At 64.2% G+C, this 15,101-nt stretch carries 12 protein-coding genes and 1 pseudogene; 7 read left to right on the top strand and 6 right to left on the bottom strand.

Features of this window, described 5'->3' with window-relative positions; genetic code table 11:
- Nucleotides 1-14: 14 nt before the first annotated feature.
- The 5 genes and pseudogenes from H7A13_09625 to H7A13_09605 all read left to right on the top strand — a co-directional run bounded on the left by H7A13_09625 (nt 15) and on the right by H7A13_09605 (nt 7,002).
- On the top strand, nt 15-761 hold the full coding sequence (locus H7A13_09625; protein MCP5333594.1) for a hypothetical protein: 747 nt from the start codon (nt 15-17) through the stop codon (nt 759-761).
- 228 nt (nt 762-989) lie between these two features.
- Nucleotides 990-2,786, top strand: a pseudogene (locus tag H7A13_09620) (FAD-dependent oxidoreductase).
- Nucleotides 2,771-4,600 carry a 2-oxoacid:acceptor oxidoreductase subunit alpha gene (locus H7A13_09615; protein ID MCP5333593.1) on the top strand — a complete coding sequence of 610 codons (1,830 nt, stop codon included), beginning with the start codon at nt 2,771-2,773 and terminating at the stop codon, nt 4,598-4,600. Before H7A13_09620 ends, H7A13_09615 begins: the two are co-directional and overlap by 16 nt.
- A 2-nt stretch (nt 4,601-4,602) precedes the next feature.
- Nucleotides 4,603-5,658, top strand: a complete 1,056-nt coding sequence (locus H7A13_09610) for a 2-oxoacid:ferredoxin oxidoreductase subunit beta (protein ID MCP5333592.1) — start codon at nt 4,603-4,605, stop codon at nt 5,656-5,658.
- Between the two features lie 72 nt (nt 5,659-5,730).
- Nucleotides 5,731-7,002, top strand: coding sequence for a DUF4010 domain-containing protein (locus H7A13_09605; GenBank protein MCP5333591.1), 1,272 nt, complete (start codon nt 5,731-5,733; stop codon nt 7,000-7,002).
- 287 nt (nt 7,003-7,289) lie between these two features.
- Here H7A13_09605 and H7A13_09600 read toward each other — a convergent pair whose 3' ends face one another.
- Nucleotides 7,290-8,054 carry an enoyl-CoA hydratase/isomerase family protein gene (locus tag H7A13_09600; protein MCP5333590.1) on the bottom strand — a complete coding sequence of 255 codons (765 nt, stop codon included), beginning with the start codon at nt 8,052-8,054 and terminating at the stop codon, nt 7,290-7,292.
- A 37-nt stretch (nt 8,055-8,091) separates the two neighbouring features.
- Complete coding sequence (gene gorA, locus H7A13_09595) at nt 8,092-9,501, bottom strand: glutathione-disulfide reductase (GenBank protein ID MCP5333589.1); 1,410 nt, start codon at nt 9,499-9,501, stop codon at nt 8,092-8,094.
- A 78-nt stretch (nt 9,502-9,579) separates the two neighbouring features.
- On the opposite strand from gorA, the gene cmoA reads away from it, so the two are divergent.
- The gene (gene cmoA, locus H7A13_09590) at nt 9,580-10,338 is read left to right on the top strand and encodes a carboxy-S-adenosyl-L-methionine synthase CmoA (GenBank protein MCP5333588.1); all 759 of its coding nucleotides are present in this window, start codon (nt 9,580-9,582) and stop codon (nt 10,336-10,338) included.
- A 35-nt stretch (nt 10,339-10,373) separates the two neighbouring features.
- Nucleotides 10,374-11,117, top strand: a complete 744-nt coding sequence (locus H7A13_09585) for a phospholipid methyltransferase (protein ID MCP5333587.1) — start codon at nt 10,374-10,376, stop codon at nt 11,115-11,117.
- 48 nt (nt 11,118-11,165) lie between these two features.
- Here the strand turns inward: H7A13_09585 and H7A13_09580 are convergent, their stop codons facing one another.
- The 4 genes from H7A13_09580 to H7A13_09565 all read right to left on the bottom strand — a co-directional run.
- Nucleotides 11,166-11,915 (bottom strand): 16S rRNA (uracil(1498)-N(3))-methyltransferase, encoded by a 750-nt coding sequence (locus tag H7A13_09580; protein MCP5333586.1) that lies wholly within the window; start codon nt 11,913-11,915, stop codon nt 11,166-11,168.
- A gap of 6 nt (nt 11,916-11,921) precedes the next feature.
- Nucleotides 11,922-13,307 (bottom strand): adenosylmethionine--8-amino-7-oxononanoate transaminase, encoded by a 1,386-nt coding sequence (locus H7A13_09575; protein MCP5333585.1) that lies wholly within the window; start codon nt 13,305-13,307, stop codon nt 11,922-11,924.
- On the bottom strand, nt 13,304-14,164 hold the full coding sequence (gene metF / locus H7A13_09570) for a methylenetetrahydrofolate reductase [NAD(P)H] (protein MCP5333584.1): 861 nt from the start codon (nt 14,162-14,164) through the stop codon (nt 13,304-13,306). The genes H7A13_09575 and metF overlap by 4 nt, the downstream gene beginning before the upstream one ends.
- 16 nt (nt 14,165-14,180) lie before the next feature.
- On the bottom strand, nt 14,181-15,101 hold a 921-nt coding region (locus H7A13_09565), incomplete at its 5' end, for an adenosylhomocysteinase (protein MCP5333583.1).

The raw sequence follows: 15,101 nt of genomic DNA, 5'->3' as shown, positions 1-15,101 counted from the left end.
ACCGGGATGTCGCCATGAGAAACCTGTTCCTGCTGTTGTTGCTGCTGAATCTGCTGCTGGCGTTGTGGGAGGGGCAACCCCATCTGCTGCGGCAGCACGGGCGGGTCGCGCTCCTGACCCCAGCAGCAGTGGACGAACTGCCGTCGTGGGTGCTGCGCGCGGAGCTTGATGCCGCCGCCGGGACACCCGAACCGCCAACCGAACCGATGCCCACTCTTCCGCTCGCCCGCCTGCAACCAGTCACCCCGGAGCAGGGCGCAACGGAACGCGAACCGCTGCGCTGTTACCAACTCTCTCCTTTCGTTGACGCAGCGCAGCGTGATGGCGTGCTGCGACGGCTGGCCAGCGCGAATTTCGTGCTGCTGGCGCCGCTGCCGACACTCAGCTTTGATGTCTCCTGGGCGCTGACACTGCCGCTGCCGGTTGGTGCCACCAAGGCCCGACTCGAACGCAGTCTGAGCGCGCTCGGATTCGAGCACCATGTCGGCCAGGACCAGGCGGGAGTGGCGCAGCAGATCGTCAGCGGTTTCGCCAGCGTGGAGGCCGCCAATGCGGCGCAACTGCGGCTGGCGCAGCAGGGCTTTCTGTTTCGGGTCGAGCGACGGCAGGCACCGCCCTCTGTCCAGCGCATCACCCTTGCCACCGCCTCGATCGAGGCCGTCGCTGAGCGGCTTGAGGCCCTGCTGCAGAACGGCGATGGCCACCGCCTCGAAGCGGTGGTGGTGCCGTGCGAGGGTGAACTGGTTCCGGTCGAACCCTGATCGAGCGCCGTTGGCACACCGCTGCGGCATGGCTGATCATTGCTGGCGCCACGGGTGGCCGGACCCGCACCAAAATGTGACCACCGGCTTACCCTCGAATGAAACGTTACGGTATCATTGCGCGATTTTTTCGAGGTCGATAGGGAGTTCTGACTTCGCTTGCGGAACAGCAGTGCGTCGTCAGTCAGGTTTGCACCGCTTTACGTCACGTCAGTCAGGAGGACATCGTTGGAACCCACCAACATTCTTGATCCCGATTACTTTCATCGGGTGGTCGACTGTCAATGGGCCTGTCCGGCCCACACCCCGGTTCCCGAATATATCCGTCTGATTGCCGCTGGCCGTTATGACGATGCCTATCTGGTCAACTGGCACTCCAATGTCTTTCCCGGCATTCTCGGGCGAACCTGCGACCGTCCCTGCGAACCGGCCTGCCGGCGCGGCCGGGTCGAACAGGAGCCGGTGGCCATCTGCCGTCTGAAGCGGGTGGCGGCCGACTACAAGAGCGACATTCGCGCACGGTTGCCGCAAGCGCCCTTTGCCAGCAATGACAAGCGCATCGCGCTGATCGGCGCCGGGCCGGCTTCGCTGACCGTGGCGCGCGACCTGCTGCCGCTGGGTTATCAGGTCGATCTGTTCGATGGCGCGCCAAGCGCGGGCGGCATGATCCGCACCCAGATTCCGGCATTCCGCCTGCCCGAGAGTGTGATCGACGAAGAGGTCGGCTATGTGCTCGACCTGGGGGTCAAGGCCCACTTCGGCCACTGGGTCGGCAGCCTGGCCGAACTGTTGACGAAGGGCTACGACGCCATCTTCATCGGCACCGGTGCTCCGCGCGGGCGTGACCTCGATCTGCCGGGTCGCCAGCAGGCGGCCGCGTCGATTCACCTCGGCATCGACTGGCTCTCCAGCGTTTCCTTTGGTCACACCCAGAAGATCGGTGCGCGGGTGATCGTGCTGGGTGGCGGCAACACCGCGATGGATTGCTGTCGCACCGCACGGCGGTTGGGCGGCGAGGATGTCCGGGTGGTGGTGCGCAGCGGCTTCGACGAGATGAAAGCCTCGGCCTGGGAGATCGAGGATGCGATGCATGAAGACATCCCGATCCACAACTTTCTGGTGCCCAAGGCGTTTTTGCATGACAACGGCCGACTGACCGGCATGCTGTTCGAACCGGTACAGCCGGTTTACGACGAAGCGGGGCAGCGCAAGCTGCTGCCGACCGGTGAACCGCTGGTCGAGATGGCCTGCGATGAGGTGCTGATTGCGGTGGGGCAGGAGAACAGCTTTCCCTGGATCGAGCGCGACATCGGCATCGAGTTCAACCGCTGGGGGCTGCCGGTACTCGACGAGACCACACTGCAATCGACACTGCCCAAGGTCTTCTTTGGTGGCGATGCCGGTTTTGGACCAAAGAACATCATCTAGGCAGTGGCCCATGGCCATCAGGCGGCACTGTCGATCGATCTGTTCTGTCGTGGCGAATCGCCTGCGGCGCGGCCACCGGCCCAGATCGCGCTGGCCAGCCAGAAGCTCGGCATTCACGAGTGGAGCTACGACAACGAAATCTCGCTCGATCAGCGGCGCAAGGTACCGCTTCAAGAGAAGCGCATCGCGCTGCTCAACCTCAATCTGGAGGTAGAGCGCGGCTTTGATCCGGATCTGGCCTACAAGGAGGCAGAGCGTTGCCTCAACTGTGACATGCAGACGGTCTTCACCGCCAGCCAGTGCATCGAGTGTGATGCCTGTGTCGACATCTGTCCGGTCGACTGCATCACCTTCCTGCCGCAGATGAGTGAAGCCAGCGAGGCGCAGTTGCGCGAGCAGTTGAAGGTGCCGGCGCACCAGCTCGATCAGCCGCTCTACCTCTCCACGGCGCTCAACACCGGTCAGGTGATGATCAAGGATGAGAACGTCTGTCTGCATTGCGGTCTGTGTGCCGAGCGCTGCCCCACCGCAGCCTGGGACATGCAGAAATTCGTCATCGATCTGCCCAAGGCGGGGGCCTCATGTCGCAGCCACTGAAAAGCATCAACGACTTCGTCGTCAAGTTCGCCAACGTCAATGGCACCGGCTCGGCCAGTGCCAACCTGCTGTTTGCCAAGTCGATTCTGCGCATGGGGGTGCCGATCGCGCCGCGCAACATCTTTCCCTCCAACATCCAGGGACTCCCGACCTGGTATGAGGTGCGGGTGAGCGAGCGTGGCCATCTTGGCTGCCGTGGCGGCGTCGACTTCATGGTGGCGATGAATCCGCAGACCTGGGATCAGGACATCGCCTCGATCGAGCCGGGCGGCTACCTGCTCTATGATTCGACCAAGCCGCTGCCGGCCAGCAAGTTCCGCAGTGACATCACGGTGTTCGGCGTGCCGCTGATGGAGATCTGCAACCGTGAGCCGGGCGATGCCCGCCAGCACCAGTTGCTGAAGAACGTGCTCTATGTCGGTGTGCTGTCGGCACTGCTCGACATCGAACTCGAGGTGCTCGATCAACTGATCGCCGAGGAGTTCAAGGGCAAGGCCAAGCTGATCGCCCCCAACCAGAAGACCTTGCGGCTGGGGCGGCAGTACGCGCTCGATCACTTTGCCTGTCCGATCGGACTCAGGGTCGAGCGGGCCGATGGGGTCGGCGAGCGCATCTTTATCGATGGCAACACGGCGGCGGCGCTCGGTGCACTGTACGGCGGTGCGACGGTGGCGGCCTGGTACCCGATCACCCCTTCCTCCTCGGTGGCGGAAGCATTCATGCACCATGCCGAGCGGATGCGCGTCGATGCCGAGGGCAAGCGCAAATACGCGGTGATTCAGGCCGAGGATGAGCTGGCCTCGATCGGCATCGTCATCGGCGCCGGCTGGAACGGCGCCCGCGCCTTCACTGCCACCTCGGGCCCTGGCATCTCGTTGATGACCGAATTCCTCGGGCTGGCCTATTTTGCCGAGATTCCGGCGGTGCTGTTCGACGTGCAGCGCGGCGGCCCCTCGACTGGCATGCCGACCCGCACCCAGCAGTCGGACATTCTCGCCTGCGCCTACGCCAGCCATGGCGACACCAAGCACATCCTGCTGCTGCCCGATGGACCAGGCGAATGTTTCGAGTTCGGTGCGCTGGCCTTCGATCTGGCCGACCGCTTCCAGACACCGGTCTTCGTGATGTCGGACCTCGACATCGGCATGAACGACCGCCTCTGCGCACCGCTGAGCTGGGATGACAGCCGCAGGTTCGACCGCGGCAAGGTGATGGATTTCGCTGCGCTGGAGGCAGGCAAGACCTTCGGCCGCTACCTCGACGTCGACGGCGACGGCGTCTGCTACCGCACCTATCCCGGCACCCATCCGGCCCGTGGCGCCTACTTCACCCGCGGCACCACCCGCGACCCCTTCGCCCGTTACAGCGAAGAGGGCGATGTCTATGTCGACAACATGGAGCGGCTGCTGCGCAAGTTCGAAACCGCCAAGAGCTGGGTGCCGGCACCGCTGGAGCTGGACGCCGGTCGGGAATATGGCGTGATCTTCTACGGCTCGTCAGCGCCCGCCATGGATGAGGCCGTCGAGCTGCTGGCGGCCCGGGGACTCCAACTCGACACGCTGCGGGTTCGGGCCTTCCCGTTTGCTGCGTCGGTGCGCGAATTCGTCGAACGTCACCGCCTGGTCTTCGTCGTCGAACAGAACCGCGACGCGCAGCTGCGCACCCTGCTGATCAATGAAGAGGAGATCGATCCGGCGCGGCTGCTGCCAGTGTGCCACTATGATGGCACGCCGATCACCGCCCGGGCGATCATCGCCGGGATCGAGGCCAGGCTCGATCTGCTCAAGGTGACCCCACTGCGCAAACGGAGCTGAACATGACCTATCTGGCCAAACCGAAGCTGCACCATCCCGATCTGCCACGCAACCAGCTCGGACTCACCCACCGCGACTACGAGGGGGCGATCTCGACCCTCTGCGCCGGCTGCGGCCATGATTCGATCAGCGCCGCCATCGTACAGGCCTGCTACGAAATGAGTCTGCCGGCCCACCGCATCGCCAAGCTCTCCGGCATCGGCTGCTCATCGAAGACCCCGACCTATTTTCTCGGCCTGTCGCACGGCTTCAACAGCGTGCATGGCCGAATGCCCTCGGTGCTGACCGGCGCCTACATGGCCAACAAGGATCTGATCTACATCGGCGTCTCCGGCGATGGCGACTCGGCCTCGATCGGTCTTGGGCAGTTCGCCCACAGCATGCGCCGTGGCATCAACATGACCTACATCGTCGAGAACAACGGTGTCTACGGGCTGACCAAGGGGCAATTTTCGGCCACCGCCGACTATGGCGCGGTCAGCAAGCGGGGCGTGAAGAACTTCGACGAAGCGATCGATCTGGTCACGCTGGCGATCCAGATGGGCGCCACCTTCGTCGCCCGCAGCTTCTCGGGCGACAAGCGCCAACTGGTGCCGCTGCTCAAGGCGGCCATCCACCACCAAGGGGCGGCCTTCATCGATGTCATCTCACCCTGCGTCACCTTCAACAACCACAAGGGCTCGACCAAGAGCTTCGATTACGTGCGTGAGCACAATGCCGTGGTCAACCGCCCCGACTTCATTCCGCTGCGTGACGAGATCACCGTCGACTACCCGGCCGGCGCAGTCGAAGCGGTGACGCTGCACGATGGCAGCGTGCTGCGACTGGCCAAGTGCGACCATGACTACAACCCGCGTGACCGGGTGGCCGCCATCAACTGCATCCAGGAGCGGCAGCAGCGCGGCGAGGTGGTGACCGGTCTGCTCTTCATCGATCCCGATGCAGTGGATCTGCATGAAGAGATGGGCAATGTCGACACCCCCTTCAACCAGCTCGACGATGCCGCACTCTGCCCCGGCAACGCGGCGCTGCAACAGCTCAATCAGAGTTTCCGCTGAAGGAGAACGCCATAGCGCCATCGCTCAAACCAGAGCCAGCAAAGGGCGGCCGCGCGCCGGCCGGGGGCTGTGATGTTTGACACTGCAGCGCTCGATGCAGTGCTGCAGCTGGGCGTCGCCCTGGCGATCGGTCTGCTGGTCGGCCTCGAACGGGGCTGGAAGAGCCGGGAGCTGGGCGAAGGGCGGCGCATCGCCGGATTTCGCACCTTCGGGTTGACCGGCCTGCTCGGCGGCGTGGCCGGACTGCTCTCGCTCGACCAGGGTCCGCTGCCGATCGGGCTGATCTTTCTGGCGCTGGCGCTGCTGCTGGCAGTGGTCTATGCCCGCACCACCTCGGCTGACCCTGCCGCCAACATCAGCATCACCACCCTGATTGCACTGCTGCTCACCTTCGCGCTGGGGGCACTGGCCACCTACCTCGACATCGCGCTGGCTGCCGCGGCCGCAGTGGTGGCCACGCTGCTGCTCGACCTCAAGTCGACCCTGCATGGCTGGCTCAATCGGCTCGAGGAGCGCGAACTGACCGCGCTGCTGCGCCTGCTGCTGATCTCGGTGGTGGTGCTGCCGTTTCTGCCAAATGAACAGCTCGGTCCCTGGCAGGCGATCAACCCCCATGAACTCTGGTGGATGGTGGTGCTGATCTCGGGCATCTCCTTCTACGGCTACGTGATGGTCAAGCTGTTGGGCCAGCGCCGCGGACTGGCGCTGACCGCGCTCTTTGCCGGGCTGACCTCATCCACCGCACTGACGCTGCACTTTTCGCGACTGGCGCGCCAGCAGCCCGAACAGGCCAGGTTACTGGGGAGCGGCATTCTCTTCTCCTGTTCGGCCATGCTGCCGCGCATGCTGCTGATGATCCTGGTGCTGAATGCCGCCCTGATTCCGCCACTGCTGCTGCCGTTCATGGCCATGGAGGCGGTCATCCTGCTGCCGGCCCTCCATGGCTGGTTGCGGGCCGACCGTGTCGGCACCTTCGAACCGACCCCGCTCAGCAACCCGGTCGAACTGAAGGCGGCCTTCGGCTTCGGCCTGCTGCTGACCTTGGTGGTCATCCTCTGTGCCGCCGCGCGCCAATTGATTGGCGACGAAGCGCTGCTGCCGGTGGCGCTGATCTCCGGCATTGCCGATGTCGACGCCATCACCATGCTGCTCAGCCGGCTCAGCCTGACCGAAGTGAGCCCGACCACCTCGCTGGCCGGCATCATTGCCGTGGCGGTCAGCAACAACCTGGCCAAAGCGGCGCTGGCGATCCTGATCGGTGGCCAGCGAACTGGCTGGCGGGTGGCACTGCCATTGATCGGCTCGGCCGGCGTCGGCCTGTCGTTCTGGCTGCTCTGGCTCTGAACTGCCGGCCATCGCGGCAGGCGCTGCCGCGCTGAAACGGACGTGTCGGCCTGTCAGAAAACGTACCTTCCCTGCAGAACTGATCGGAGAATCATCCGAATCCGCTCCCGTTTTACGGGAAATCAGAGCGATTGGAGGGGGATGATGGAGATGATTCGAGCCTGAACCATGCCGGGTTTGCTGGACGGTTGAATCAAGCACTGCGGCCTCGACATGCCCGCCGATGGACGGGCGCAGTCGATGCACAGGGTGTTGCGATACTGCTGCGTCTCCGGAAAGATCGCGCCTCAGCGCCCCTTGAACCGCGGTGAACGTTTCTCCTGAAAGGCGCGGGCGCCTTCGCGCAGATCCTGCGAGTTCATCGCCGCTTCCATGCCCTGGCGGGCGCGTGCTTCGTCGAACAGGCCGCGGGCGAGCTGGTTGAGGCAGGATTTCATCCCCCTCACCGCCAGCGGCGCATGTTCGGTCAACCGCTGTGCCATCTGCGCGGTGGTGAGTGGCAGATCGGCCAGAGGCACCAGTTGATCGAGATAGCCGCAGGCCAGCAGCTCCTCGGCCGTCAGTCTCTGCGCCAGCAGCAACAGCCGCCGCGCCATGCCGAGACCCAGCAGTTCGATCAACCGCCGCATGCCGTTGGGGTAGTAGTGCACCCCCAACCGGGCCGCCGGAATCTGCAACTGCATCCCCTCGACGCCGATGCGAAAGTCGCAGCCCAGACTGAGGTCGACGCCACCGCCATAGACCGCGCCATTGAGCGCGCAAACCGTCGGAATCGACAACGCGGCCAACCGGCTCACCACGTCGTCGAGTGTGACAGCACTCTGCGGTTCGCTGCCGATGTCGCTGATATCGAAACCGGCACAGAAGGTCTTGTTGCCGGCGGCGGTCAGCACCAGCACCCGCAGGCGGGCATCGGCCTCGACCCGATCGAGCAGTTCAAGAAGGTGCGGCAGCTCGGCGGCCGGCAGCCGGTTGTGGGTCTCGGGCCGGTTGAGGCTGAGGGTGGCGATGGGGCCATCCAGTTGCAGATCGCACAGTGTGTTCATCGCCATGTCCTTCGCCAGAGAGTGAAACAACGGCCGCACGGTATCACGCTTCGACCTCCTGGCGCAGCGTGACGAACTCCTCGGCGGCCGAGGGATGGATGCCGAGGGTGGCGTCGAACTGCCGTTTGGTGAGCCCGGCCTTGACCGCCACCGCGAAGCCCTGAAGGATCTCGGCCGCCCCCTCGCCGACCATGTGCGCACCCAGAACGCGGTCACTCTGCGCATCGACCACCAGCTTGACCAATGTGCGACTCTTACGGCCGCTGAGGGTGTGCCGGAGCGGGGTGAAGCGGCTGCGGAACAGACGGATCGGTCCACGGCGGCGTGCCTCCTGCTCGCTCAGTCCGACGGTGGCGATCTGCGGCTGCGAGAAGATGGCGGTCGGAATGGCGTCATAATCGGCACGGCTCGGCTGGTTCAGCACGATGGTGCGCGCCACCGCCATCGCCTCGGCCAGTGCCACCGGCGTCAGTTGCCAACCGCCCAGCACATCGCCAATGGCAAGGATCGACGGCACCCGGGTCCGATAGTGCGCATCGACCTGAATCGCGCCGTTGGCGGTGCACTCCACGCCCAACTCCTCCAGCCCCAGGCCAGCGCTGTTGGGTCGCCGCCCAGTGGCAAAGAGCACCTGATCGACCTCGATCACCTCTCCATCCTGCAGCAGCAGTCGTTTGCGGCCAGCCACCCCCGCATCGATGCGCTCGATCTGTTGGTGCAGATGCAGTTCGATGCCGTCGTGCGCCATCTCCTCACACAGGGCAGCCCCCAGATCGTGGTCGAAATTGCGCAGCAGTTGGCCGCTGCGGTGAATCAGATGGGTTCTGGCGCCCAGGCCGTTGAAGATGCCGGCAAATTCGACGGCGATATAGCCGCCGCCCACCACCGCCACGCTGTCGGGCAGTTGGGGGAGATAGAAAGCCTCGTCAGAGGTGATGGCCAGTTCGCGGCCCGGAATCTCCGGCAGTTCGGCCATTCCACCGGTGGCAATGAGGATGTGCGCAGCGCTGTAGCGGCGCTCGCCCACCCTCACCTCGTTAGGACCCGTCAGTCGGGCAGTGCCGGCAATGACCGTCACGCCGGCCCCTTCGAGCAGGCGCTGGTAAACGCCATTCAGCCGGGTGATTTCACGATTCTTGTTCTGGATCAGTTGCGGCCAGTCGAACCGTGGCGCTTCGGGCAGCGTCCAACCATAGCCGGCGGCCTCTTCCCATGTGTGGCTGAACTCGGCAGCGTAGACCAGCAGCTTTTTGGGGATGCAGCCGACGTTGACGCAGGTGCCGCCAAGCGGGCCGGCTTCGACCACTGCCGTGCGTGCGCCCAGTTCAGCGGCAGTGCGTGCGGCACGCACGCCACCGGAACCCGCCCCGATCACCAGCAGGTCATAATCATGAACAGACAAAGGCTGACTCCTGTAGAATTCACAGAAAACTGAATAAGATCGCGTTGCCATGGTACCGGCCGCATCGCCCTGACGCGCCGAACTCCCGATTACAACAACAGACTTTGCCACCTTTCACAAGATCAAGAGATCGAATCCGTGTCCACTTCCGACTCCAATGCCCCCCCGCGCGACCAGGTGTTCGCCCAGCCGCTCGATCGCGTCACCGATTTCGCTTTCGACTCGACCGTGGTTGCGGTGTTCGATGACATGGTCAGCCGCTCGGTGCCGTTCTATGACGAGATGCAGCGGATGACCTGCGAGATCGCCCGCGATTTCGCCGTGCCGGGCAGCAGCCTCTACGACCTCGGCTGCTCCACCGCCACCACCATGCTGCAACTCGATCCGGTGATCGACCCGAGCGTGCGCTTCGTCGGCGTCGACAACTCACCAGAGATGCTCGCCCAGGCACGGAGCAAGCTGCAACAGCATGGGGTGACACGGCCATTCGATCTGGTCTGCGCCGACCTGCACCACGACACCGTGGTCGAGGATGCCTCGGTGGTGGCGATGCTGCTCTGCTTGCAGTTCATGCGGCCACTCTATCGCGAGCGGGTGATGCGCGGCATTTATGACGGAATGCGCCGCGACGGCGCCCTGATTCTGATCGAAAAACTGACCGTCGATGACAGCCTGATCAACCGGCTGTTCATCCAGCACTACTATGACTACAAGCGCCGCCATGGCTACTCTGAGCTGGAGATCTCGCAGAAGCGCGAAGCGCTCGAGAATGTGCTGATCCCCTATCGCTGGGAAGAGAATTACAACCTGCTCAAATGGGCCGGCTTTCGCCATGTCGAGGTCTTCTTCCGCTGGTACAACTTCTGCGGCATTCTCGCCGTCAAGTAGCCGCCTCTTCCGCCCATCCCGTCGAGACTCCTCCCATGTTGCTCGCCTATGGCCGCTTTCTGTTCAAATATCGCAACGCGCTGTTTCCGGTGCTGTTTCTCTCTCTGGCGCTGTTCTTTCCACCCACCGCCGCCTTTGGCAGCGCGATGGCCGACCGCCTGCTCGACCTGGTCGGTTTCGCTGTGCTGCTGGCCGGACTGGCGATGCGCGCGCTGGTGATCGGTCTGGAATACATCCGCCGTGGCGGCAAGGATGGCAAGGTCTATGCCGTGGATCTGGTCACCGGCGGCATTTTCGCCAATTGCCGCAATCCGCTCTATGTCGGCAATCTGCTGATCCTGGCCGGCATGGTGCTGATCTGGCACAACTGGGTGGTCTATGCGGTGGCCACCCTCTTCGGCATCAGCAGTTACATTGCCATCGTCGCGGCCGAGGAGGATTTTCTGCTCGACAAGTTCGGCGATGCCTACCGTGCCTACTGCGCCGACGTGAACCGCTGGCTGCCGAATCCGGACAAGCTGGCCGAGGCCCTCGCAAACGGCAGGCTCAATCTGGCCCAGATCGTGGTCAAGGATTACAACACCTGGTTCACCTGGTTCAGCACCGTGCTGCTGCTGCTGTTCTATGAACGCAGGTCGGCGGCCGAGTACCTCGCCGAGGCCGGTTCGACCGGCTGGATCTGGGGCACGATGGCGCTGCTGTTCGTTCTTTATGTGCTGGTCTACTTTCTGAAGAAGAGCCAGCGACTCAATGCTCGTGGCTGGAACAGCAACCGCTAGATGCTGAAACGGGTCACCCCAGGAGCACAGGGCGGCACTGGCGTGCCATCACTCCGTCGGTGAAACCGCTCCGCCATCGAGATCACCCCACAACCACTGACCGAGGCTCAGCAGCGTCAGTGGCGCGGTCTCGGTGCGCAGGATGCGCGGTCCGACCGTTACCCGCAAAAACCCGGCCCGTTCGAGGCAGTCGGCCTCGGCTTCGGTCAACCCCCCTTCCGGCCCACTGACCAGCACCAACCGCCGGGGCTGCTGCCCGCTCGGCAGCGCCCTGCCCTGCCAGTGCATGAAAAGCTTCAGGTCACCTTCGGCCTGAGCGGCAAAGGTCTCGAGCGCACAGGGCGGGGCGATGGCGGGAATGCGGGTGCGGCCCGACTGCTCGCAGGCGCTGATGACCACCTGCTGCCAGTGCTGCCGCTTGCGCTCCCAGCGCTCCGCGCCGAGCCGCACTTCGCAGCGTGCAGTCAGCAGCGGCGTGATGCGCGACACCCCCAGTTCCGTCAGCTTCTGCAGCGCAATCTCCATCCGCTCGCCCTTGCTGATGGCCAGGCCATAGTGGCTGAACAGCGGCGATTCGGTCGAGGTGGCGCACTGCGCAACCAATTCGACCTGCGCCAATCGCCCGTTGACGCCCAACAGACGGGCCGCGAACTCACCCCCTTCGCCATTGAACAGGGTCAGCGCGGCGCCGCGTTCGAGGCGCAGCACCCGCAACAGGTGGTGCGAGGCAGCTTCGGGCAGGGTCAGGGTTGCGCCGACGACGAGCGGCAGATCGACATGGATGCGCGCAGTGGCCATCGCGGGTCAGTCGCGGACCGCCAGCTCGATGCCTGAAGTGGCCACGGTGGCCAGCAGCTCGATCTCCTCTTCACTGATCACATAGGGCGGCATGAAGTAGATCACATTGCCGAGCGGACGCAGCAGAACGCCCTGCTCGAGCGCATGGCGGTAGACGCGGATGCCGCGACGCTCCTGCCATGGATAGGGTTCACGACGCGCCTTGTCACGCATCAGTTCGATCGCCAGCACCATGCCATGCTGGCGCACTTCGGCCACATGCGGGTGATCGAGCAGATGGGCCGTACTGCGCGCCATCGCCGCCGCCAGCGTGCGGTTGCGCTCCAGCACCGGCTCGATGGCGAAGAGCTCGAGGGTCGCCAGCGCGGCACGGCAGGCGAGCGGATTGCCGGTGAAGCTGTGCGAATGCAGAAACGCCTTCAGCGTGTTGTAGTCGTCATAAAAGGCGCGGTAGATCGACTCGCGCGTCAGCACCACCGACAGCGGCAGGTAGCCGCCGGTCAACCCTTTGGAGAGACAGAGGTAATCGGGGGTGATGCCGGCCTGCTCACAGGCGAACAGCGTGCCGGTGCGGCCGAAGCCGACCGCGATCTCATCGGCGATCAGATGGACACCATGGCGATCACAGGCTTCGCGCAGCAGGCTCAGGTAGACCGGGTGGTACATGCGCATGTTGCCGGCGCACTGGATCAAGGGTTCGACGATTACCGCGCACACCTCATCGGCGTGACGCGCCAGGGTGGTCTCCATCGCCGCGAAGCTGCGGCGGCTGTAGGCTTCCCACGACTCACCCGGCTCGCGGTTGAAGCAGTCGGGGCTCGGCACGGTGATCGCTTCGAGCAGCAGCGGTGCGTAGGTCTCCTTGTAGAGCGCGACATCGCCCACCGCCAGCGCGCCGAGGGTCTCGCCATGGTAGCTGTTACCGAGGGTGACGAAGCGCTGTTTGCGGCTGTGCCCGACGTTGCGCCAGTAGTGAAAGCTCATCTTCAGCGCGATCTCGACCGCCGAGGAGCCATTGTCGGCATAGAAGCAGCGGTCGAGCCCGGGTGGCGTGACCCGCACCAGCTGCTCTGAAAGTTCCACCACCGGTGGATGGGTGAAGCCGGCCAGCATCACATGCTGAATCCGCTCCAGCTGATCGCGGAGGGCGCCGTTGATGTGGGGATGGCCATGGCCGAACAGGTTGACCCACCAGGAGCTGACGGCATCGAGATAGCGCTTGCCGTCGAAATCCTCGAGCCAGACCCCCTGGCCATGTCTGATCGGGATCAGCGGTTGCGATTCGTGGTCCTTCATCTGCGTGCAGGGGTGCCACACCACCTGCAGGTCGCGCGCCATCCAGTGGCGGTTGTCACCAGCGTTCAGGCAGTCGCCCTCGGACGGATGATTCATGCCGGAGCGGCGTGTTCGGCCAGCCCAAGACGGCGGCAGAGGGTGGCGGTCGGCTCGGCCTGATTGAGGCTGTAGAAGTGCAGTCCCGGTGCCCCGGCGGCCAGCAGCTGTTCACACAGGCGGGTCACCACGTCGGCGCCAAAGGCCAACAGTGCTGCTTCGTCGTCACGATGGCCTTCAAGCTTCTTCCTGATCCAGCGCGGCACTTCGGCACCACAACTGTCGGAGAAGCGCAGCAGCCGCTCGTAATTGGTGATCGGCATGATGCCCGGCACGATCGGCAGATCGAGCCCTGCGCGCCGGCACGCCTCGACAAAGTGGCAGTAGGCATCGACGTTGTAGAAGTACTGGGTGATCGCAGCGTTGGCACCGGCCGCCACCTTGTGGGCGAAATGGTGCAGCTCACTGGCATAACTGGCCGACTCGGGGTGCACCTCGGGATAGGCGGCCACCTCGATGGTGAAGTGGTCGCCACTGTGGCCGCGGATGAACTCCACCAGTTCGCTGGCATAGGCAAGCCGCCGGCTGCCCAGCCCCGAAGGCAGGTCGCCACGCAGGGCGACGATGCGCCCGATGCCTGCCTGCCGGTAACGGTCGAGCAGTTCACCGATCTGCTCGCGGCTGTCGCCACCGAATGAAAGATGCGGTGCGACATCGAGTCCGGCGGCCCGCATCGCCAGCACGGTGTTCAGCGTGCCATCGCGGGTCGAACCTCCGGCGCCATAGGTGACCGAGAAAAAGACCGGCGCAAAGCGGTCGAGCTGCGTCCAGGTGCTGCGCAACTTCTCCAGCCCCTGCTCACTCTTCGGCGGAAAGAATTCGAAGCTGAGCTGAAACCCAGACGAAGTCACGACCATGGCTGAGGTTCCCTGCTCAGTATTTGTACTGTTCGGGCTTGTAGGGCCCGTCCACCGGCACCTGGATGTAGTCGGCCTGCTCGGCGGTCAGCCGGGTCAGCACACCGCCAATGCCGGCCACCATCGCTGCCGCCACCTCTTCGTCGAGTTTCTTCGGCAGCACCTCGATTTTCAGCAGCGTCTGCTGACGGTCCGGGCTCTGCTCGGCAAAACGCTGGCCATACAGATGCATCTGCGCCAGCACCTGGTTGGCGAAGGAGCCATCCATGATTCGCGACGGATGGCCGGTGGCATTGCCGAGGTTGACCAGCCGCCCTTCGGAGAGCAGCAGCAGAAAGTCATCGCTGGCGCGGTCGCGGTAGATCTGGTGCACCTGCGGCTTGACCTCGACCCACTCCCAGTTGTCGCGCATGAATTGGGTGTCGATCTCGTTGTCGAAGTGGCCGATGTTGCAGACCACCGCTCCGCTCTTCAGCGCAGCCAGCATCGCCCGGTCACAGACCCGGACATTGCCGGTGGCGGTCACCAGCAGCTCGGTTTCGGCCAGCAGCGCGTGGTTCAGATCCTCCGGCCGCCCGGTGTTGAGCCCGTTCCGATAGGGCGAGACCAGCTCGAAACCATCCATGCAGGCCTGCATCGCGCAGATCGGATCGATCTCGACGACGCGGACGATCATTCCCTCCTGCCGCAGCGAGGCCGCGGAGCCCTTGCCGACGTCACCATAGCCGATCACCAGCGCCCGCTTGCCGGCCAGCAGGTGATCGACGCCACGCTTGATTGCATCGGTCAGGCTGTGACGGCAGCCATACTTGTTGTCGTTCTTCGACTTGGTGACCGAGTCGTTGACATTGATCGCCGGCACCTTGAGTTCACCACGTTTGAGCATCTGCTCCAGCCGGTGTACGCCGGTGGTGGTCTCCTCGGTGACGCCGTGGAT

The organism is Pseudomonadales bacterium (assembly GCA_024234215.1).
In the GTDB taxonomy this organism is placed as follows: domain Bacteria; phylum Pseudomonadota; class Gammaproteobacteria; order Pseudomonadales; family UBA5862; genus JACKOQ01.
This window is presented reverse-complemented; position numbering and strand designations above follow the sequence as displayed.

Excerpts from the sequence above, each read along its gene's own strand:
- H7A13_09625 (MCP5333594.1), top strand. The coding sequence starts at position 15 with ATGAGAAACCTGTTCCTGCTGTTGTTGCTGCTGAATCTGCTGCTGGCG.
- H7A13_09615 (MCP5333593.1), top strand. The coding sequence starts at position 2,771 with ATGTCGCAGCCACTGAAAAGCATCAACGACTTCGTCGTCAAGTTCGCC.
- H7A13_09610 (MCP5333592.1), top strand. The coding sequence starts at position 4,603 with ATGACCTATCTGGCCAAACCGAAGCTGCACCATCCCGATCTGCCACGC.
- H7A13_09605 (MCP5333591.1), top strand. The coding sequence starts at position 5,731 with ATGTTTGACACTGCAGCGCTCGATGCAGTGCTGCAGCTGGGCGTCGCC.
- H7A13_09600 (MCP5333590.1), bottom strand. The coding sequence starts at position 8,054 with ATGGCGATGAACACACTGTGCGATCTGCAACTGGATGGCCCCATCGCC.
- gorA (MCP5333589.1), bottom strand. The coding sequence starts at position 9,501 with ATGGCAACGCGATCTTATTCAGTTTTCTGTGAATTCTACAGGAGTCAG.
- H7A13_09585 (MCP5333587.1), top strand. The coding sequence starts at position 10,374 with ATGTTGCTCGCCTATGGCCGCTTTCTGTTCAAATATCGCAACGCGCTG.
- H7A13_09580 (MCP5333586.1), bottom strand. The coding sequence starts at position 11,915 with ATGGCCACTGCGCGCATCCATGTCGATCTGCCGCTCGTCGTCGGCGCA.
- H7A13_09575 (MCP5333585.1), bottom strand. The coding sequence starts at position 13,307 with ATGAATCATCCGTCCGAGGGCGACTGCCTGAACGCTGGTGACAACCGC.
- metF (MCP5333584.1), bottom strand. The coding sequence starts at position 14,164 with ATGGTCGTGACTTCGTCTGGGTTTCAGCTCAGCTTCGAATTCTTTCCG.